Origin of the sequence: Sphingomonas sp. (assembly GCF_039594485.1) — a bacterium.
Taxonomy (GTDB): Bacteria; Pseudomonadota; Alphaproteobacteria; order Sphingomonadales; family Sphingomonadaceae; genus Sphingomonas.
Genome location: NZ_JBCNNI010000004.1, coordinates 65834 through 80907, shown reverse-complemented (window position 1 = coordinate 80907; position 15074 = coordinate 65834). Strand labels below are relative to the sequence as shown.

Genomic DNA, 15074 nt, shown 5'->3' with positions numbered 1-15074 from the left:
AAGGCAGTGCTAGAGTCGCTGGGTTACAGCTTGACGACGTTGGCGGGCAGCGCCTGCTCGGCCTCGTCGCGATAGACCGAGAGCATCGGCTCATCGTCGGTCACGACGAATTCGTGGCAGGTGAAGCCGTTGAACTGCGTGCGCATCGCCTGGCCATAGGCACCCAGCATGCCGATCTCGAAATAATCACCGGTGCCGGTGTCCGCTGGCAGCGGGAACGGACCCTGCATGAAGTCGAGATCGTCGCAGGTCGGGCCCCAGAAGCTGAAATCCATGTCCCGCGCGTCGGAATCCGGCTCGCGCAGCAACTGGACGGGGTACTTCCACCCGATATGCGCCGCATCGAACAGCGCGCCATAGGCGCCGTCGTTGATGTACAGCTCATGCCCGCGCCGACGCTCGACGCGCACCACGACCGACGAATATTCGGCGCACAGCGCGCGGCCCGGTTCGGCCCAGAGTTCGGCCGAATAGGACACTGGCAGGCTCTCGAACGCGCGGTGGATCGTCTCGAAGAAACGCTCCAGCGGCGGCGGGGTCATGCCGGGATAGGCCGAAGGGAAGCCGCCGCCGACATCGATCACGTCGACCGTGACCGCCGCCGCGACGATCGCCGCACGGACGCGCTCCATCGCCGCCGAATAGGCGTCGGGGGTCATGGTCTGGCTGCCGACATGGAAGCAGATGCCCAGCGCGTCCGCGACCTGGCGGGTCGCGATCAGCAGCTCCTTCGACTCTTCCAGGCTGACGCCGAACTTCGATCCCAGGCTGAGCTTCGCATATTCGGACGACACGCGCATACGGACGCACAGGGTCAGGTCGGTCGCGCCGTTGGTGGCGCGAACGATCTTGCCCAGTTCTTCCAGGCAGTCGAGCGAATAGGTGCGGACGCCGTGGGTGAAATAGGCCTCGGCGATCGCCTCTTCCGATTTCACCGGATGCATGAAGCAGCAGACGGCCTGGGGAACGACCGACTTCACCATCCGCACTTCCGCGATCGAGGCGGTGTCGAAATGGGTGATGCCATTGTCCCACAGGATCTGGATCAGATCCGGTGACGGATTCGCCTTCACCGCATACATCGGCCGGCCCGGAAACTTCTCGACGAAGAATCGGGCGGCGCGCGCAGCGGCGTGCGGGCGAAGCAGCGTGACCGGATCAGCCGGACGACGCTTGGCGATGTCGATGCCGCGCTCCAGGTTGGAGGGGACGGCGGTCGAACGGGCAGCTAGCCCCAGCGCGCGATGATTCTGGTGCAACTCAAGGGACCTCCAATTGCCTGACGGCATACGGTGACAAAAGCTGCCTTGCGGTTGGAAGTCCCATGGGGCAGCGGAGGCGCGAAATAGGGTCCGCTTTTTCGATTGTAAAGCGGTAGAGAGGGCGTCGGAGATAAAAAGTGACAATCCTAAGACAGCCGACAAAAGCAGGGGTTCGCGACGCCGCCGAAAAGATCGCGCGGGTGTTACCACCAAGCCCAATTTTTCCTTTATCTATCAATGGGAAGGGTGTGGTTTTCAAGGCCGAGTGCCTGCAACCCATCGGAGCGTTCAAGCTGCGCGGCGCATGGCATCGATTGACCGCCCTGGACGAGGCCGCGCAGGCCCGCGGCGTGGTCGCCTTCTCCTCGGGCAATCATGCGCAGGGAATCGCCTGGGCCGCGCGGCGGCTGGGGATCGCCGCAACCATCGTGATGCCCGCCGATGCGCCCCCGTCGAAGCGCGAGGGGACGCTCGCCCTGGGGGCGGAGATCGTCGACTATGACCGTGCGACCGAAAGCCGTGAACGGATCGCCCGGCGACTCGCCGAGGCGCGTGGCGCAACCCTGGTACCGAGCTTCGATGATCCGTGGGTGATCGAGGGGCAGGGTTCGGCGGGTATCGAGGCCGCGGCACAGATGGCCGCGTTGGGGCTCGGGGCACCTACCCATGTCGTGTCACCCTGCGGAGGCGGTGGGCTGGCGGCTGGCCTGACACTGGCGCTGCCCGAGGCGCGGGTGACCGTGGTCGAGCCGGAGGGGTGGGATGATATGCGCCGCTCGCTTGAGGCAGGATGGATCGAGCCGGTGGGCGACAATCCGCCGCCCACATCGTGCGATTCGCTCCAGACGCCGCTGGTGTCGCCGCTGACCTTCGACGTGCTGTCGCGGCGGGGGGCGGAGGGCGTCGCGGTCAGCGAGTCGGAGGTGGCGTCGGCGCAGCGATTCGCCGCCGAACGGCTGCGGCTGGTGGTCGAGCCGGGCGGCGCGGTGGCGCTGGCCGCGCTGCTGGCGGGCAAGGTCGAGGCGGAGGATGGGATGCTCATCATTCTGTCGGGCGGCAATGTCGACCGCGCCGCCTATGCGCGCGTGCTGGCCGGGTGATTGAGGCGATCGCGGGGGCCGCGCCGGGCATCGCGATGCTGGCGGCCTTTGCCTGTCTTGGGGGCGGGGTCATGACGATACGACGGGGCGATCGGACGAAGGGCGTCCTCATGCTGGTCATGGCGGCGGTGCTGGTGGGCAATGTGCTGATCTGGACGCTATAACCACGTCGCCATCCCGTTGGGGGCTGGCGGTCGCCTGAAAACGATGTCGGGTTTCGCTGGGATGACGGTGCTCCCAGGGGCTCGTCGCTGCCGTGAAACCCCGTTAAGGACGTCCCCATGTTCCGCATCGCTCGCTGGGCCGTGAAGGCCGCGCTCATTTTTGTGATCGTCAGTGTCGTGTGGGTGGGCATTTATCGCTTCGTGCCGCCGCCCATCACCTTTACCATGCTGGGTGACGTCATCGGCGGGCATGGCGCGACGCGCGACTGGATGCCCTTGTCGGAGATGGATCCCGACATGGCGCGCGCGGCGATCGCGGGCGAGGATGCGCGCTTCTGTTCGCATCACGGCTTCGATTTCAAGGCGATGGCGGGGGCGGCCTATCGCAACGCACAGGGCGGCCGGATTCGCGGTGGATCGACGATCAGCCAGCAGACCGCGAAGAACGCCTTTCTGATCCAGGGTGGCGGCTATGTCCGCAAGGCGTTCGAGGCGTGGTTCACCTTCCTGATCGAAACGCTGTGGGGCAAGCGGCGGATCATGGAGGTGTATCTCAACATCGCCGAGACCGGGATCGGCACCTATGGCGCCAATGCGGGCGCGATGCGCTATTTCGGGCATGACGCATCGCATCTGTCGCCCACCGAGGCGGCGCGGATCGCCGCCGTCCTCCCCTTGCCCAAGAAGCGGGCGGCGGTCGCCCCGACCGGCTTCGTGCGTCGGCACGGCAATGTCATCGCGCGGTATGTCGGCGTCGTGCGGCGGCAGGACCTGGATGCCTGTATCCGCTGACCGCTTCTGAGCCTGCGGCTTACCGCCCCTCAAAAGCCATGATCGTGCGCGAGCATTTCGCCGTTCCCGGGGGGAGATGCCCTTGGCGCGATGTGGAATGTTGGCGGCGGACGCGATCCGCTGACCCTGGGCAGGACAATTCTGACCCGGCTGGTCGATCCCGATGCGGACATTGAGCGGCCGTCGCCGCCACCGGCCCGGCGATGATCCGCTCGGCCGGTGGCGTATCGGTTATTTTTCGTCGCCGGAAATCGCGTCGCCCGCCTTCTTGGCGGTATCGCCAACGCTCTTGGCGGCGGAGGTCACCGCGGCGTCGCGGCGGTTTTCCGCGCCGCCACGGCTGAACAGATAGAAGCCGCCGACCAGCACCGCGATGAGCAGGACGATAGCGATCGCCATGCCGCCACCGCCGCTACGCCGCTCGATGATCGTCGTATGCGGCTGGGCCCCCTGGGTTTCGGTGATGCGTTCGTCGGCCATGGCCTGTCCCTCCTGTTATGATGGAGGACGCAACGCCGTGGCCGGACAGTGCGTTCCCGAAATCAGAAGGGCAGCTTGAAGCCCGGTGGCAGCGACAAGCCGCTGGTCATCTTGGACATTTCGGTGCCGGAGGCTGCATCCGCCTTCGTCCGCGCATCGTTGATCGCGGCGGCCAGCAGATCCTCCAGCATGCCCTTTTCCGATGGCTGCATCAGCGAGTCGTCGATGGCGATGCCGATGATCCGGCCCTTGGCCGACGCCTTCACCTTCACCAGACCGCCGCCCGAGACGCCTTCGACCTCGATCGTGTCGAGATTGGCCTGCGCCTTTTGCAGTTCGTTCTGGACGTTCTGGGCCATCGCCAGGATTTCGTCGAGATTCTTCACATCATGCTCCGTTCACACTGCGTTTGCCGGGCCATTCCATCAATTCGGCCTCGGGGAAAGCCTCGCGGGCGGCGCGGACCATGTCCGATTCCCACGCGGCGGTCTTGATCGCTTCCTCGGCGGCGACCTGCTGTTCGTGCAGCGTCGGTTCGCCGGGCACATCCTCCAGCGTGATGCGCCAGATCTGGCCTGTCGCCGTCTTCAGCGCGGCGATCAACTCGCTGAGCGTATCGGCGGCGATCGGCCGTGATCCGCTGAACACGACTTCCGGGGGCGTATAACGCACGAGACGGGCCCCGTGACGCAGCCGGGCGGCCAGCGCCAACTGGCCCATATCGTCCAGCCGGTCGATCATCGCGACGAAGCTGTCGGGCAGCTTGGGCGGCTCGGGCTCGGCCGGGGGAGGGGACGGGGCGAGGGCGACCGGCGCAGCGGCCGGAGCCGCTTGATGCGTCACCGCCGGAGCGCTGGGGGCGGACACGCCGCCGTCCCGGATCTGCCGTGCCAGTTCGCCCGGATCGGGCAGGGTCGAGGCATGGATCGCGCGGAGCAGCGCCATTTCCGCCGCCTCGATCGGCAGGGCGGCACGGGCGACCTCGTCATGCCCCTTGAGGAACAACTGCCATAGCCGGTGCAGCGCCGGGAAGCTGAGCGAGCCCGCCCATTCCTCGCGGGCGGCGCGCTCCTCCAGCGGCTGGGCGGCATCGGGGGGCGTCCCGACCTTGGTCAGGGTGATGCCATGGACCGCTTCCAGCAGCGAACGCAGCACCGATTGCGGATCGACGCCATAATCATATTGCCGCCTGAGGGAGGCGAGCGCGCCCGCGCCGTCGCCGTTCAGGATCAATCCCAGCAGGTCGCGCACCGCGCCGCGATCCGAGAGGCCCAGCATCTCGCGTACGGCGCCCGCAGTGACGCCGCCGCCTTCCAGATCGGCATGCGCGATCGCCTGGTCCAGGATCGACAGACCGTCGCGCGCCGAACCTTCCGCCGCGCGCGCGACGAGCATCAACGCCTCCTCCTCGGCGGTGACGCCTTCCTTGACGCAGATGTCCGCGAAATGCGCCGCCAGCTTGTCCGCCGTGATCCGCCGCAGGTCGAAACGCTGACAGCGCGACAGGACGGTGATCGGAACCTTGTTCACCTCCGTCGTGGCGAACAGGAACTTCACATGCGCGGGCGGCTCCTCCAGCGTCTTCAACAGCGCGTTGAAGGCGTTCTTGGAAAGCATGTGGACTTCGTCGACGATGTAGATCTTGAACCGCGCGGATACGGCGGCATAGCGCGACGCCTCAATGATCTCACGCACGTCATCGACGCCGGTATGGCTGGCGGCGTCCATCTCGATCACGTCGATATGACGGCCTTCGGCGATCGCCCGGCAGGGCTCACAGACGCCGCAGGGGCTGATCGTCGGACCGCCGGTGCCGTCCGGGCCGACGCAGTTCAGCGCCTTGGCGATCAGTCGCGCGGTCGAGGTCTTGCCCACACCGCGCACGCCGGTCATCAGGAACGCATGGGCCAGCCGGTCGCGCTTGATCGCATTGCCCAGCGTCTGGACCATCGCGTCCTGCCCGATCAGCGCGTCGAAGGTCTGCGGCCGGTATTTGCGTGCGAGGACGCGGTACGCTTCGGCCTTGGCAGGCGCTTGAACGGGCTGGGACGGTTCGCCCAGGTCGAACGAATCAGCCATGTCGGGCCGGGAAGATCGGATTGAAGGAAATCATCACCGACCAACATAGGCATTCCGGCACGCGACGTCAGGTATAATCGTGACGCGATGCGTCGTCAGCCGGTGGGGTCGCGTCATGCGCGTGCCCACGGCGTATCCCGAAAAGCCTGTCGATATGCGGAAGGTGGGAGCCGGGACGACCCGCAGCGAAATCGTTGCGGCTGCTTCCGTCAGGACCTGACCGGGTTGGCGATGACTACGTCCGCCCGACTCCCGCCGCGCATATGGCGAAACGGGGCCGGGGGATCAAGTCCTTATCCCACCGGCCCCGTCGGTCATTTCAATGCATCAGCGGCGGAAGCACTGACGCCGCGGTCCATCCCATGTCCGCACCCAGCGGCAGGTGACGCGCGGCCGGTCATAGCCCCGCCAGCCCGGCCCGCGATCCCAGCGTGGTCCGCGATGCCAGCCGGGACCACGGTCCCAACCCGGTCCCCGGTGGTGCCAGCCCGGCCCACGATCCCAGCCGGGACCACGACCGGGTCCCGGACCCCAGCGGTCATGCGGCCCATGCGGCGCGGCGACGGCGGGGGTTGCGGCGGCGACGCCCGATATGGCGATCAGCCCGGCACCCAAGACAGCAAGAAGTTTCATGACGCTTTACTCCCGGTAGGCCCGCCCTTCGGCGAGCATGGGGAGAGAATGCCGAATCGGCGATGATTGCGTGCTGAACCAACTCGTTATCGGGTGTTCAGGGAAGGCGGGCGGTCAATCCGTCGAGTTCGGACGTCACCCGGACCTGACAGGCGAGGCGACTGGAGCGGGTCGCTTCCGGCACCAGATCCAGCATGTCCTCTTCTTCCGCGAGAGGAGGCATCAGGCGATCGAGAAAGGCCGGGTCGATCAGGACATGGCAGGTGGCGCAGGCCATCTGGCCGCCGCATGTGCCCTCCATCGGCTGCCCCGCCCGCTGCCCGGCCTGGAGCAACGTCTCGCCCGACGCGGCTTCGGTCCGAACGGCGTCGCCATCGCGCGTGATGAAGGTCAGCGCGATCATGGACGCTGACCCTCGGCCGCTTCGCGAAGCCGATCGATTGCCTCGACCAGTTCCGCCTCGGTCGTGTACCGCCCGAAACCCAGCCGGATCGAGCATCTGGCCTGCCCCCCAGTCAGGCCGAGCGCGGTCAGGACGTGGCTGGGGCGTCCCGATCCGCTGGCGCAGGCGCTTCCCGCCGAAAAGGCGATGTCGCGGCAATCGGACATGAGCCGCCCGACATCCAGCCCGTCGCGTCGGACGTTGAGATTGCCGCGATAGCGCTGCGTGGCCGATCCGCTGAGCGTCCAGCCGGAGCTGAGCCGATCGATGGCCAGCGACCACAGCCGTTCGACATGCGCGGCGTCCTCCTCGGAGCGGGCCGCCATCAGCTTGGCCGCCGCGCCAAAGCCCGCGCACAGGGCTGGGCTGAGCGTGCCGGAGCGCCCGCCCTCCTGATCGCCACCATGCAGCAAGGGCGGCAGGGTGATCCCGTCGCGAATCCACAGCGCGCCGATCCCCTTGGGACCGTGGATCTTGTGCGCCGACAGCGCGATCAGATCGACATTTCCGGGGATGGCGACCCGGCCATAGCCCTGTACCGCATCGCACAGCATCCATGCGCCCGCCCGGTGCGCTTCCTCCGCCAGCGCGGCGACGGGCTGGATGGTGCCGATCTCGTTGTTGACCAGCATCGCGGCGACCAGTCCCACGCCCCGACCGACCGGCTCGGGCGAGACCAGCCCCTCGCCATCGACGGGCAGGATGGTCAGCGATCGTCCCGTCGCGGCGGCGGTGTCGAGCACCGCCGCATGTTCGATGGCGGTCGTGATGATGCCGCCGCCCGCCCCCTTGATCGCCCAGTTGAGCGCTTCGGTCGCGCCGCTGGTGAACACCACCCGTCCGCCGGGGGGAAGGAGTGCCGCGACCTGATCGCGGGCCACCTCGACGGCGGCCTTTGCCTGTCGTCCGGCCCGGTGGGGGGAGTGGGGGTTGGCGTGACCCTGCTCCAGCCAGGGGAGCATGGCTTTCAACGCCTCGGGCGCGAGTGGTGTCGTCGCCTGGTAATCGAGATATATCATGCCGCCTCCACGCGCTTCCCCCGCGCGATGGCGCGCCAGGCGGTGACGAAGCGGTCGACATGCGCGCGCGTCGTGGAACGGCCGAAGCTGACCCGCACCACTTCGCGCCCCGCCTCCACGCCCCAGCCGAGCGCGGAGAGGACGTGGCTGGGTTTCAGGCTGCCGCTGGCACAGGCGCTGCCCGCCGAGACGGAAATCTGCGCGAGGTCGAACTGGATCAACTGCGCGGCGGAGGGCTTGCCCGGCATGTGGTAGCTGGCGATGGCGGGATGGCGGCGGCTGGCGTCCGCCACCACGATTCCCCCCGAACGCCGGATCGCATCGTCACAATGCGCGCGCAGTTCGCTGTGATCGGGCTCCGGCTCCGCCAGCGCGGCGGCATAGCCAAGGACACCCGGCATGTTCTCGGTGCCGGGGCGATAGCCGCGCTCCTGCCCGCCGGTCGGCTCCAGCAGCGCGAGATCGCGGACCAGCAGCGCGCCGATCCCAGGCGGTCCGCCGCGCTTGTGCGCCGACAGGGCGACCAGATCGGCATGCTCGATCACCTCGGGATCCGCGCTCGCGGGCATCTGCGCGGCGTCGATCAGCAGGATGTGACCGGCGGCGTGGATCGCGCGGGCGAGTTCGGCGATCGGCTGGCGTACGCCGGTTTCGCTATTGGCCCATTGCACCGTGACGACGGCGCGCGCGCCGCTCAGATCGGGCAGGCGCAACACGCCGTCCGGTCCCACCGGCATGACGATCGCATCCGGGGCCGCGCGCAGCACCGCATCATGGTCGATCGCGCCGACGAAGCGCCGCTCCGCCATCGTGCGGGTCAAGGCGATGGACAGCGATTCGCTGGCGCCGCTGGTGAACAGGACCTCGTGCCTCCAGCCCAGCGACCGGGCGATGGCGGCCCGCGCCTCCTCCAGCGCGCGTTTGGCGGCGCGCCCCTCGGCATGGGGGGAGGAGGGGTTGGCCCAGATCGCGCACCCTTCGCCCAGGGCCGCGCGGGCGGCCTCGGTCATCGGGGTGGTGGCGGCATGATCGAGATAGAGGCGGGACAGGGTCGGTTCCGTGGCTGGAATGATCGAACAATTGCGAAAATGACGTGTCCGCCTATATAGCGCAACGCTCCGGGTGCTCCACCAGCGCCCTTCCAGATCGGCGAGTTTTGATGCCCGAAGTCATTTTTCCCGGCCCCGAAGGCCGCCTCGAAGGCCGTTTCGCACCCGCGCCCCGTCCGCGCGCACCCGTCGCGATGATCCTGCACCCGCATCCCAATGCGGGCGGCACCATGAACAACCGCATCGTCCAGGAACTCTACAAGACCTTCCAGCGGCGCGGTTTCGCCACGCTGCGCTTCAACTTCCGGGGTGTGGGCAAGAGCCAGGGTACGTTCGACAATGGCATCGGCGAACTGTCCGACGCGGCCTCGGCGCTCGACTGGGTGCAGAGCTTCCACCCCGAAGCCTCGACCACCTGGATCGCGGGCGTCAGCTTCGGCGCGTGGATCGGGATGCAGTTGCTGATGCGCCGCCCGGAAATCCGCGGCTTCATCTCGGTCGCGCCGCCCGCCAACATGTATGACTTCACCTTCCTGGCGCCGTGCCCCTCCTCGGGCATCATCATCCAGGGCGAGGGCGACGAAGTGGCTACCCCGGCGGCGACCCAGAAGCTGGTCGACAAGCTGCGCACCCAGAAGCACATCACCATCCATCACGACACCATCCCCAAGGCCAACCATTTCTTCGAGCATGAGATGCCCGAGCTGATGGGGTCGGTGGACCGGTATCTGGACATGCGGCTGGACCCGAACTCGCCGATCCGGTGAGGTGATCGGATCGTGAAATGGAAATGGGCCTCGGCGAAAGTCGGGGCCTTTTTCATATCCCTGTCGTGGAGCCGATGGCATGATGGCGGCCAAGGTATCGGGGGAAACGATATGGAGCCGACGCGGCGCTTGTTGATCGGTGGACTGGCGACCGTTGGTTTGACCGGGATGGCCTGGAAAGATGTGCCCATGTCGCAGGACGTTCCCACGCCGCCGCACCCCGATCCGCAAGCGGCGGCACAAGCCATGCGGGTTCGCATGATGGCGGCGCTCCGTTACGAGAAAGTCACCGTTCCGGGGGCCAATGCGCTGGCCGAATGGGAAAAGCTCCGCGCCGCGAAGCGGGGATGGCCCGTCGTGATCGGCGGTGACGCCGATCTGGAGCGCATCGCCGACCAATTCAGCTTTGACGATCCCACCGTGTCCGGTACCTCGGTCAAGACCGTGGCGCCACGCTCCGCCGACCGGCTCCTGGCAGCGGCGGCGAAGGTCCAGTTTCCCGCCGATCTCTACAAGGTGGCGGAGACCTCACCGCCCAAGGACGGCGAAGCGCTCCCTGCTACAGGGCCTGCACCCTCGGGCGAAGCGCCACCGGGGCTGACGGCGGCCGAAGACGTGCAGACGGGACGACCGCTGGAAAAGGTGCACATCCTGATCCTTCCGACCGACAAGAGTTGGGAAGTGCCCGCCTATCTCCATTGGGGCGGCTGGAACGCCTGTCCTGACCCCGAACTTCATGTCGCCGCGCTGCGATCCTGGCATGAGCGTTTCGGTGCGGAACTGGTCGGTATCAACGGCGACACCATGAATGTTCGGGTGCGAAACCGCCCCAAGGATCGACGGCAGGCCTGGCAGCTTGCGCATGAACTTCACGCCTATTGCCCCGATATCGTCGATCAGGGGCTGGGATCGATGGCGGCTTTCGCCAGCGAACTGATGCGGAGCGATTGGTGGTTCTTCTGGTGGGATTAAGGGCGGACGTCATCGGTCAATAGCGACCGCGCCGCGCTCAAGCCGGTTTCATAGGCTCCATGCGCGGTCGAGAAATCGTCACGCGAGCAGGCCTCGCCCGCGAACAAGAGGCGGCCATCGATCGGCTCGGCGAGTGTCTGGCGCGCATCGGCATGACCCACCTCGGCATGGCTGTAGCTGCCACCGATCAGCGGGACATGCCGCCAGCGGGTCGCGCCCATCGGCGTGAAGCGCCGTCGCCAGTCGCTACCCAGCAGCCCGACCAGTTCGTCGATCGCGAAGGCCGCCGCCGCGCCGTCTTCTTCCAGCATTTCGGCGCAGGGGCCACCGAAGAAGCTCTCGACGATCGGCCAACCGAAGGGGGAGAGGCGGTGGCTGGCGGTGCAGGCGCTGTGGGGGTTGCCGGTCAGATGCTGATGAGCAGGCCAGGGCAAGGGGCCTTCGACCGACAGGAAGACCTTGTCGGCGATCCCCAGCGGCAGGGCGGCGGCGGCGTCCCGCTTTTCGGGAAGAGGCGGGTCGAAGACGATCTTGCCCTCGGCCAACACCGTCGTGGGGACGGCGATGATGACGTGATCGGCCTCGATCGTGCCGTGCGAGGTTTCGATGCGGAGGGTCTTGCCGCGATGGTCGATCCGGGTTGCCGCCACGCCGGTCCTTACCGGCACTCCGGCGGCGTGGTTTGCGACGACCGTGCCATAGCCTTCGACCACCGCCCAATTATCGTCGGTCGCGGCATTTTCATAAGCCGCCCAGTCGTGAAGCGACACCGCCGCCAGTTCCGCACCGTTCACATAGCCAGAGATCGCCTCGATCATCGGCCGCCATGGATCGCCCTTCTCCACGAAGTCGGACAAGGGCCTGTCCGGGCCATGGCGAACGGCGAGCGCGGCCTGCTCGAACCTTGCAAAGGCGGCATCGGCGGCGCGCTGGTCGTCGGGCGGGAAACCCAGATCGCGCCATTGGCCGTCCCAGTTCGGGCGGCGTCGATCCACGGTGAAGCCGGCACGTTCGGCGATTTCCGTCCACGGGTTGCGCCGGGCCGAATGGAGCCAGCCGCAACCATGATCGACGACATGCCCGGTCGGCAGCGCCACGCTCTGCGCCCGCCCGCCGAGCCGCTCCGCCGCCTCGATCAGCAGAACCTCTCGCCCCGCGTCGTGCAGCGTCCGCGCCGCCGCGATCCCGGCCGCGCCGCCGCCGACGACGACGGTGCGGCCGGTCATGCTCAGGCGGCCGCCAACAGCCGCTTTTCGCCAGCGATGCGCATCATCGCCTTTTGCAACTTCTCAAAGGCGCGCACCTCGATCTGGCGGACGCGCTCGCGGCTGACGCCGTAAACCTGGCTCAGTTCTTCCAGCGTCTTGGGATCGTCGGTCAGGCGACGCTCGGTCAGGATGTGCTTCTCGCGGTCGTTCAGGTCGTCCATCGCGCTGACCAGCATGTCGTGGCGGACGTCCGCCTCCTGCTGCTCGGCGACGACCGTGTCCTGCAGCGGCGCGTCATCCGCCAGCCAGTCCTGCCACTGGCCTTCGCCATCCTCGCGCATCGAGACGTTGAGCGAGGTATCGCCCCCCATCGCCATGCGGCGGTTCATGCTGATGACCTCGTCCTCGTTGACGCCCAGATCGGTGGCGATCTTGGTCACGTCCTCGGGGCGCAGATCACCGTCCTCGAACGCGTCGAGCTTCGACTTCATCCGGCGCAGGTTGAAGAACAGCTTCTTCTGCGCCGCGGTGGTGCCCATCTTCACCAGGCTCCACGACCGCAGGATATATTCCTGGATCGAGGCCCTGATCCACCACATCGCATAGGTGGCGAGGCGGAAGCCGCGATCGGGCTCGAATTTCTTCACGCCCTGCATCAGGCCGATATTACCCTCTGAGATCAGTTCGGAGGTGGGCAGGCCATAGCCGCGATAACCCATCGCGATCTTCGCCACGAGACGCAGGTGCGAAGTGACGAGCTGCGCCGCCGCTTCCGGGTCGCCATGCTCCTGGAAGCGCTTGGCGAGCATATATTCCTGCTCCGGGGCAAGGATCGGGAATTTCTTGATCTCGGCCAGATAGCGGTTGAGCGATTGCTCCCCGCCGAGCGCAGGAATCGTCGCCGGGACGTTGCTGCCTTTTGCCATGATCCTTATCTCCCTTTCTGGAGCGTCATTCCGTTTCGCCCCGTCGTCGGGCGCGAGGCGGTCTTCTGCTATACGTGAAGCCGACTGAACAGTTCCTGCATATCGGCGGGCATCGGGCTCTCAAACGCCAAAGCGTTACCACTTATGGGATGAATAAAGCCCAACCGCGCCGCGTGCAGGGCCTGGCGCCGGAAATCGAGCGAGTCGAGCAGGGCTTTCTGAGCACCCTTTGTTCTACCATAAACCGGGTCGCCCAGCAAGGCGTGACCCAGCGACTGCATATGCACGCGCACCTGATGGGTCCGCCCGGTCTCTAGCCGGCACTCGACCAGCGCGGCGTTGTTGAGCTTCTCGATGGTGCGATAGTGAGTCACGGCACGCTTGCCGCCCTGTACGATCGCGACCTTCTTGCGGTTCTGCGGGCTGCGCGCGAGCGGGGCGTCCACCGTGCCCTCTGCCGGGCGGGGGATGCCGCCGGTGATCGCACGGTAGCGGCGGTCGATCGTGTGCGCCGCGAACTGCTTGGCCAGCCCCTCATGCGTGCGGTCGGTCTTGGCCGCAACCATCAGCCCGGAGGTGTCCTTGTCGATCCGGTGGACGATCCCCGGCCGCGCGACGCCGCCGATGCCCGACAGCGAACCACCACAATGATGCAGCAGCGCGTTGACCAGCGTGCCGTCGAGATTGCCCGCCGCCGGATGAACGACCAGCCCGGCGGGCTTGTCGATGACGATCAGATGTTCGTCCTCATAGGCGATGACGAGCGGGATATCCTGCGCCTCGTTATGCGCAGGGATGGGGGCGGGCACGGCGACCTGGAACTGATCGCCCGCCGCTGCCCGCTTGGCGGGGTCGCGCGCCATCACGCCATCGCGCGTCACCGCGCCGCTGGCGATCAACACCTTCAGCCGTTCGCGCGATAAAGTCGGCACCGCATCGGCCAGCGCACGGTCCAACCGCCAGCCATCCGCTGTGGGCGCGATCCGCGCATCGATGATGGAAACCCCCCGGTCCATAGGCTACCCCATTTGGGCATGACCGTAACGATTTCAAGCGATACGCTGGACTTCATTCGCATCGCGGAGGCCGCTTCGCCCGACCGCGAGGTGTGCGGCCTGCTGCTCGGCGAGGGTGATCGGATCGTGACGGCCATGCCCTGCGCCAATGTCGCGGCCGAGCCGTGGCACCGGTTCGAGATCGATCCCGCCGCGCTGATCGCCGCGCACCGGGCGGCGCGCAGCGGCGGCCCCGCGATCATCGGCCATTATCACTCGCACCCGACCGGCCTTGCCGAGCCGTCCGCACGCGACGCCGCCGATGCCGCCCCCGACGGCACGATCTGGCTGATCGCGGGCGGCGGCCTGGTCACCGCCTGGCGCGCGGTCGCGGCGGGTCGGCGACACGGGCGGTTCGATCCGCTTGACCTTGCTTGCGCGGAACCGACACCAGCGTCACAAAGGGATGTTTCGTCGAAGGATTTTTCATGACCGTCAGCCCGGTGGATTTCGCGAGCTTGCTCTGTTCGCGATTGTGCCACGATCTTTTGTCGCCGGTGGGCGCGCTCAACAACGGCCTGGAACTGCTTGCCGACGAAACCGATCCCGCGATGCGACAGCGGTGCATGGAATTGCTGGCGGACAGTGCACGCGCCTCCGCCAACAAGCTGAAATTCTTCCGGCTGGCATTCGGGGCGGGGGGCGGCTTTGCCGACCGCGTCGACATGATGGAGGCCAGGGCGGCGGTCGAGGGGCTGCTCGCCGACAATCGCCGCACGACGCTGGGCTGGCTGGTCGAATCGCCCGCGCTGCCCAAACCCGCGGTCCGTATCCTCGCCAATCTGGCGCTGATCGCGTCCGAGGCGCTGGCGCGGGGCGGCACGATCGATATCGGGGCCGAGGCGGGGCGCGAGGCGATCGAGATCGCGATTCGGATCGAAGGACCGCGCATCCTCCTCGACCCCGAAGTCCGTCGCACCCTGATGGAGGGACAGGGGGCCGAGCCGCCGGGCTCGCGCACCGCGCCCGCGCTCCTGGTCCACACGCTGACCGTCGAGCATGGCGGCATGACCCTGGTCACCGAACCAGCGCCCAACACGATGATCCTGGGCGCGGCGATCCGCGCGGGGTAAACATCCTTTTAATCTTGTGGCGGCATGAGGGAGCGCGAAGTTGCGTTCCCTCG

18 protein-coding genes and 1 other RNA gene are annotated in these 15074 nt (G+C 67.1%); 7 read left to right on the top strand and 12 right to left on the bottom strand.

Translation table 11 applies throughout. The annotated features are described in order from the left end of the window. Positions 1-23: 23 nt before the first annotated feature. Positions 24-1259 (bottom strand): type III PLP-dependent enzyme, encoded by a 1236-nt coding sequence (locus ABDV78_RS02770; protein ID WP_343525661.1) that lies wholly within the window; start codon positions 1257-1259, stop codon positions 24-26. 194 nt (positions 1260-1453) lie between these two features. Here ABDV78_RS02770 and ABDV78_RS02765 point away from each other — a divergent pair, with 194 nt between their 5' ends. The 3 genes from ABDV78_RS02765 (at position 1454) to mtgA (ending at position 3318) form a co-directional block, all read left to right on the top strand. Beyond that, positions 1454-2362 carry a pyridoxal-phosphate dependent enzyme gene (locus ABDV78_RS02765; RefSeq protein WP_343525722.1) on the top strand — a complete coding sequence of 303 codons (909 nt, stop codon included), beginning with the start codon at positions 1454-1456 and terminating at the stop codon, positions 2360-2362. Continuing rightward, on the top strand, positions 2359-2526 hold the full coding sequence (locus tag ABDV78_RS02760; protein WP_343525659.1) for a hypothetical protein: 168 nt from the start codon (positions 2359-2361) through the stop codon (positions 2524-2526). Before ABDV78_RS02765 ends, ABDV78_RS02760 begins: the two co-directional genes overlap by 4 nt. A gap of 117 nt (positions 2527-2643) precedes the next feature. Then, complete coding sequence (gene mtgA, locus ABDV78_RS02755; protein WP_343525658.1) at positions 2644-3318, top strand: monofunctional biosynthetic peptidoglycan transglycosylase; 675 nt, start codon at positions 2644-2646, stop codon at positions 3316-3318. Between the two features lie 231 nt (positions 3319-3549). Here the strand turns inward: mtgA and ABDV78_RS02750 are convergent, their stop codons facing one another. From ABDV78_RS02750 to ABDV78_RS02715, 8 genes are all read right to left on the bottom strand, one after another. Then, a complete protein-coding gene (locus ABDV78_RS02750) occupies positions 3550-3798 on the bottom strand; it encodes a hypothetical protein (protein WP_343525657.1) in 249 nt (82 codons plus the stop codon). 62 nt (positions 3799-3860) lie between these two features. Next, positions 3861-4184 (bottom strand): YbaB/EbfC family nucleoid-associated protein, encoded by a 324-nt coding sequence (locus ABDV78_RS02745; protein WP_343525656.1) that lies wholly within the window; start codon positions 4182-4184, stop codon positions 3861-3863. A 1-nt stretch (position 4185) separates the two neighbouring features. Then, positions 4186-5877: a DNA polymerase III subunit gamma/tau gene (locus tag ABDV78_RS02740; RefSeq protein ID WP_343525655.1), complete on the bottom strand. Its 1692-nt coding sequence runs from the start codon at positions 5875-5877 to the stop codon at positions 4186-4188. 159 nt (positions 5878-6036) lie between these two features. Then, positions 6037-6134: signal recognition particle sRNA small type (gene ffs, locus ABDV78_RS02735), an RNA gene on the bottom strand. Positions 6135-6204: 70 nt separating this feature from the next. After that, the gene (locus ABDV78_RS02730; RefSeq protein ID WP_343525654.1) at positions 6205-6510 is read right to left on the bottom strand and encodes a hypothetical protein; all 306 of its coding nucleotides are present in this window, start codon (positions 6508-6510) and stop codon (positions 6205-6207) included. 97 nt (positions 6511-6607) lie between these two features. Continuing rightward, a complete protein-coding gene (locus ABDV78_RS02725) occupies positions 6608-6913 on the bottom strand; it encodes a 2Fe-2S iron-sulfur cluster-binding protein (RefSeq protein WP_343525653.1) in 306 nt (101 codons plus the stop codon). Continuing rightward, positions 6910-7971, bottom strand: coding sequence for a cysteine desulfurase family protein (locus tag ABDV78_RS02720; RefSeq protein ID WP_343525652.1), 1062 nt, complete (start codon positions 7969-7971; stop codon positions 6910-6912). The genes ABDV78_RS02725 and ABDV78_RS02720 overlap by 4 nt, the downstream gene beginning before the upstream one ends. Beyond that, the gene (locus ABDV78_RS02715; RefSeq protein WP_343525721.1) at positions 7968-9020 is read right to left on the bottom strand and encodes an aminotransferase class V-fold PLP-dependent enzyme; all 1053 of its coding nucleotides are present in this window, start codon (positions 9018-9020) and stop codon (positions 7968-7970) included. The genes ABDV78_RS02720 and ABDV78_RS02715 overlap by 4 nt, the downstream gene beginning before the upstream one ends. A 110-nt stretch (positions 9021-9130) precedes the next feature. Between ABDV78_RS02715 and ABDV78_RS02710 the strand changes: the two genes are divergently transcribed. Further along, positions 9131-9787, top strand: a complete 657-nt coding sequence (locus ABDV78_RS02710) for an alpha/beta hydrolase (protein ID WP_341505131.1) — start codon at positions 9131-9133, stop codon at positions 9785-9787. 189 nt (positions 9788-9976) lie between these two features. Continuing rightward, positions 9977-10759 carry a DUF4253 domain-containing protein gene (locus tag ABDV78_RS02705; protein ID WP_343525650.1) on the top strand — a complete coding sequence of 261 codons (783 nt, stop codon included), beginning with the start codon at positions 9977-9979 and terminating at the stop codon, positions 10757-10759. Here the strand turns inward: ABDV78_RS02705 and ABDV78_RS02700 are convergent. The 3 genes from ABDV78_RS02700 to ABDV78_RS02690 form a co-directional block, all read right to left on the bottom strand. After that, a complete protein-coding gene (locus ABDV78_RS02700) occupies positions 10756-11985 on the bottom strand; it encodes an NAD(P)/FAD-dependent oxidoreductase (RefSeq protein ID WP_343525649.1) in 1230 nt (409 codons plus the stop codon). The two genes, ABDV78_RS02705 and ABDV78_RS02700, sit on opposite strands and share 4 nt — an antisense overlap. Before the next feature lie 2 nt (positions 11986-11987). Then, positions 11988-12893: an RNA polymerase sigma factor RpoH gene (rpoH, locus tag ABDV78_RS02695; protein WP_058717786.1), complete on the bottom strand. Its 906-nt coding sequence runs from the start codon at positions 12891-12893 to the stop codon at positions 11988-11990. A gap of 68 nt (positions 12894-12961) precedes the next feature. After that, positions 12962-13909 carry an RluA family pseudouridine synthase gene (locus ABDV78_RS02690; protein WP_343525648.1) on the bottom strand — a complete coding sequence of 316 codons (948 nt, stop codon included), beginning with the start codon at positions 13907-13909 and terminating at the stop codon, positions 12962-12964. 18 nt (positions 13910-13927) lie between these two features. On the opposite strand from ABDV78_RS02690, the gene ABDV78_RS02685 reads away from it, so the two are divergent. Next, the gene (locus ABDV78_RS02685) at positions 13928-14380 is read left to right on the top strand and encodes a Mov34/MPN/PAD-1 family protein (RefSeq protein ID WP_343525647.1); all 453 of its coding nucleotides are present in this window, start codon (positions 13928-13930) and stop codon (positions 14378-14380) included. Beyond that, positions 14377-15021 (top strand): histidine phosphotransferase family protein, encoded by a 645-nt coding sequence (locus ABDV78_RS02680; RefSeq protein WP_343525646.1) that lies wholly within the window; start codon positions 14377-14379, stop codon positions 15019-15021. Before ABDV78_RS02685 ends, ABDV78_RS02680 begins: the two co-directional genes overlap by 4 nt. The last annotated feature ends 53 nt before the right edge of the window (positions 15022-15074 follow it).

Bases quoted from the DNA above. Each gene is read 5' to 3' on its own strand.
- mtgA (WP_343525658.1), top strand. From the start codon at position 2,644: ATGTTCCGCATCGCTCGCTGGGCCGTGAAGGCCGCGCTCATTTTTGTG.
- ABDV78_RS02750 (WP_343525657.1), bottom strand. From the start codon at position 3,798: ATGGCCGACGAACGCATCACCGAAACCCAGGGGGCCCAGCCGCATACG.
- ABDV78_RS02740 (WP_343525655.1), bottom strand. From the start codon at position 5,877: ATGGCTGATTCGTTCGACCTGGGCGAACCGTCCCAGCCCGTTCAAGCG.
- ABDV78_RS02730 (WP_343525654.1), bottom strand. From the start codon at position 6,510: ATGAAACTTCTTGCTGTCTTGGGTGCCGGGCTGATCGCCATATCGGGC.
- ABDV78_RS02725 (WP_343525653.1), bottom strand. From the start codon at position 6,913: ATGATCGCGCTGACCTTCATCACGCGCGATGGCGACGCCGTTCGGACC.
- ABDV78_RS02720 (WP_343525652.1), bottom strand. From the start codon at position 7,971: ATGATATATCTCGATTACCAGGCGACGACACCACTCGCGCCCGAGGCG.
- ABDV78_RS02710 (WP_341505131.1), top strand. From the start codon at position 9,131: ATGCCCGAAGTCATTTTTCCCGGCCCCGAAGGCCGCCTCGAAGGCCGT.
- ABDV78_RS02705 (WP_343525650.1), top strand. From the start codon at position 9,977: ATGTCGCAGGACGTTCCCACGCCGCCGCACCCCGATCCGCAAGCGGCG.
- ABDV78_RS02700 (WP_343525649.1), bottom strand. From the start codon at position 11,985: ATGACCGGCCGCACCGTCGTCGTCGGCGGCGGCGCGGCCGGGATCGCG.
- rpoH (WP_058717786.1), bottom strand. From the start codon at position 12,893: ATGGCAAAAGGCAGCAACGTCCCGGCGACGATTCCTGCGCTCGGCGGG.
- ABDV78_RS02690 (WP_343525648.1), bottom strand. From the start codon at position 13,909: ATGGACCGGGGGGTTTCCATCATCGATGCGCGGATCGCGCCCACAGCG.
- ABDV78_RS02685 (WP_343525647.1), top strand. From the start codon at position 13,928: ATGACCGTAACGATTTCAAGCGATACGCTGGACTTCATTCGCATCGCG.
- ABDV78_RS02680 (WP_343525646.1), top strand. From the start codon at position 14,377: ATGACCGTCAGCCCGGTGGATTTCGCGAGCTTGCTCTGTTCGCGATTG.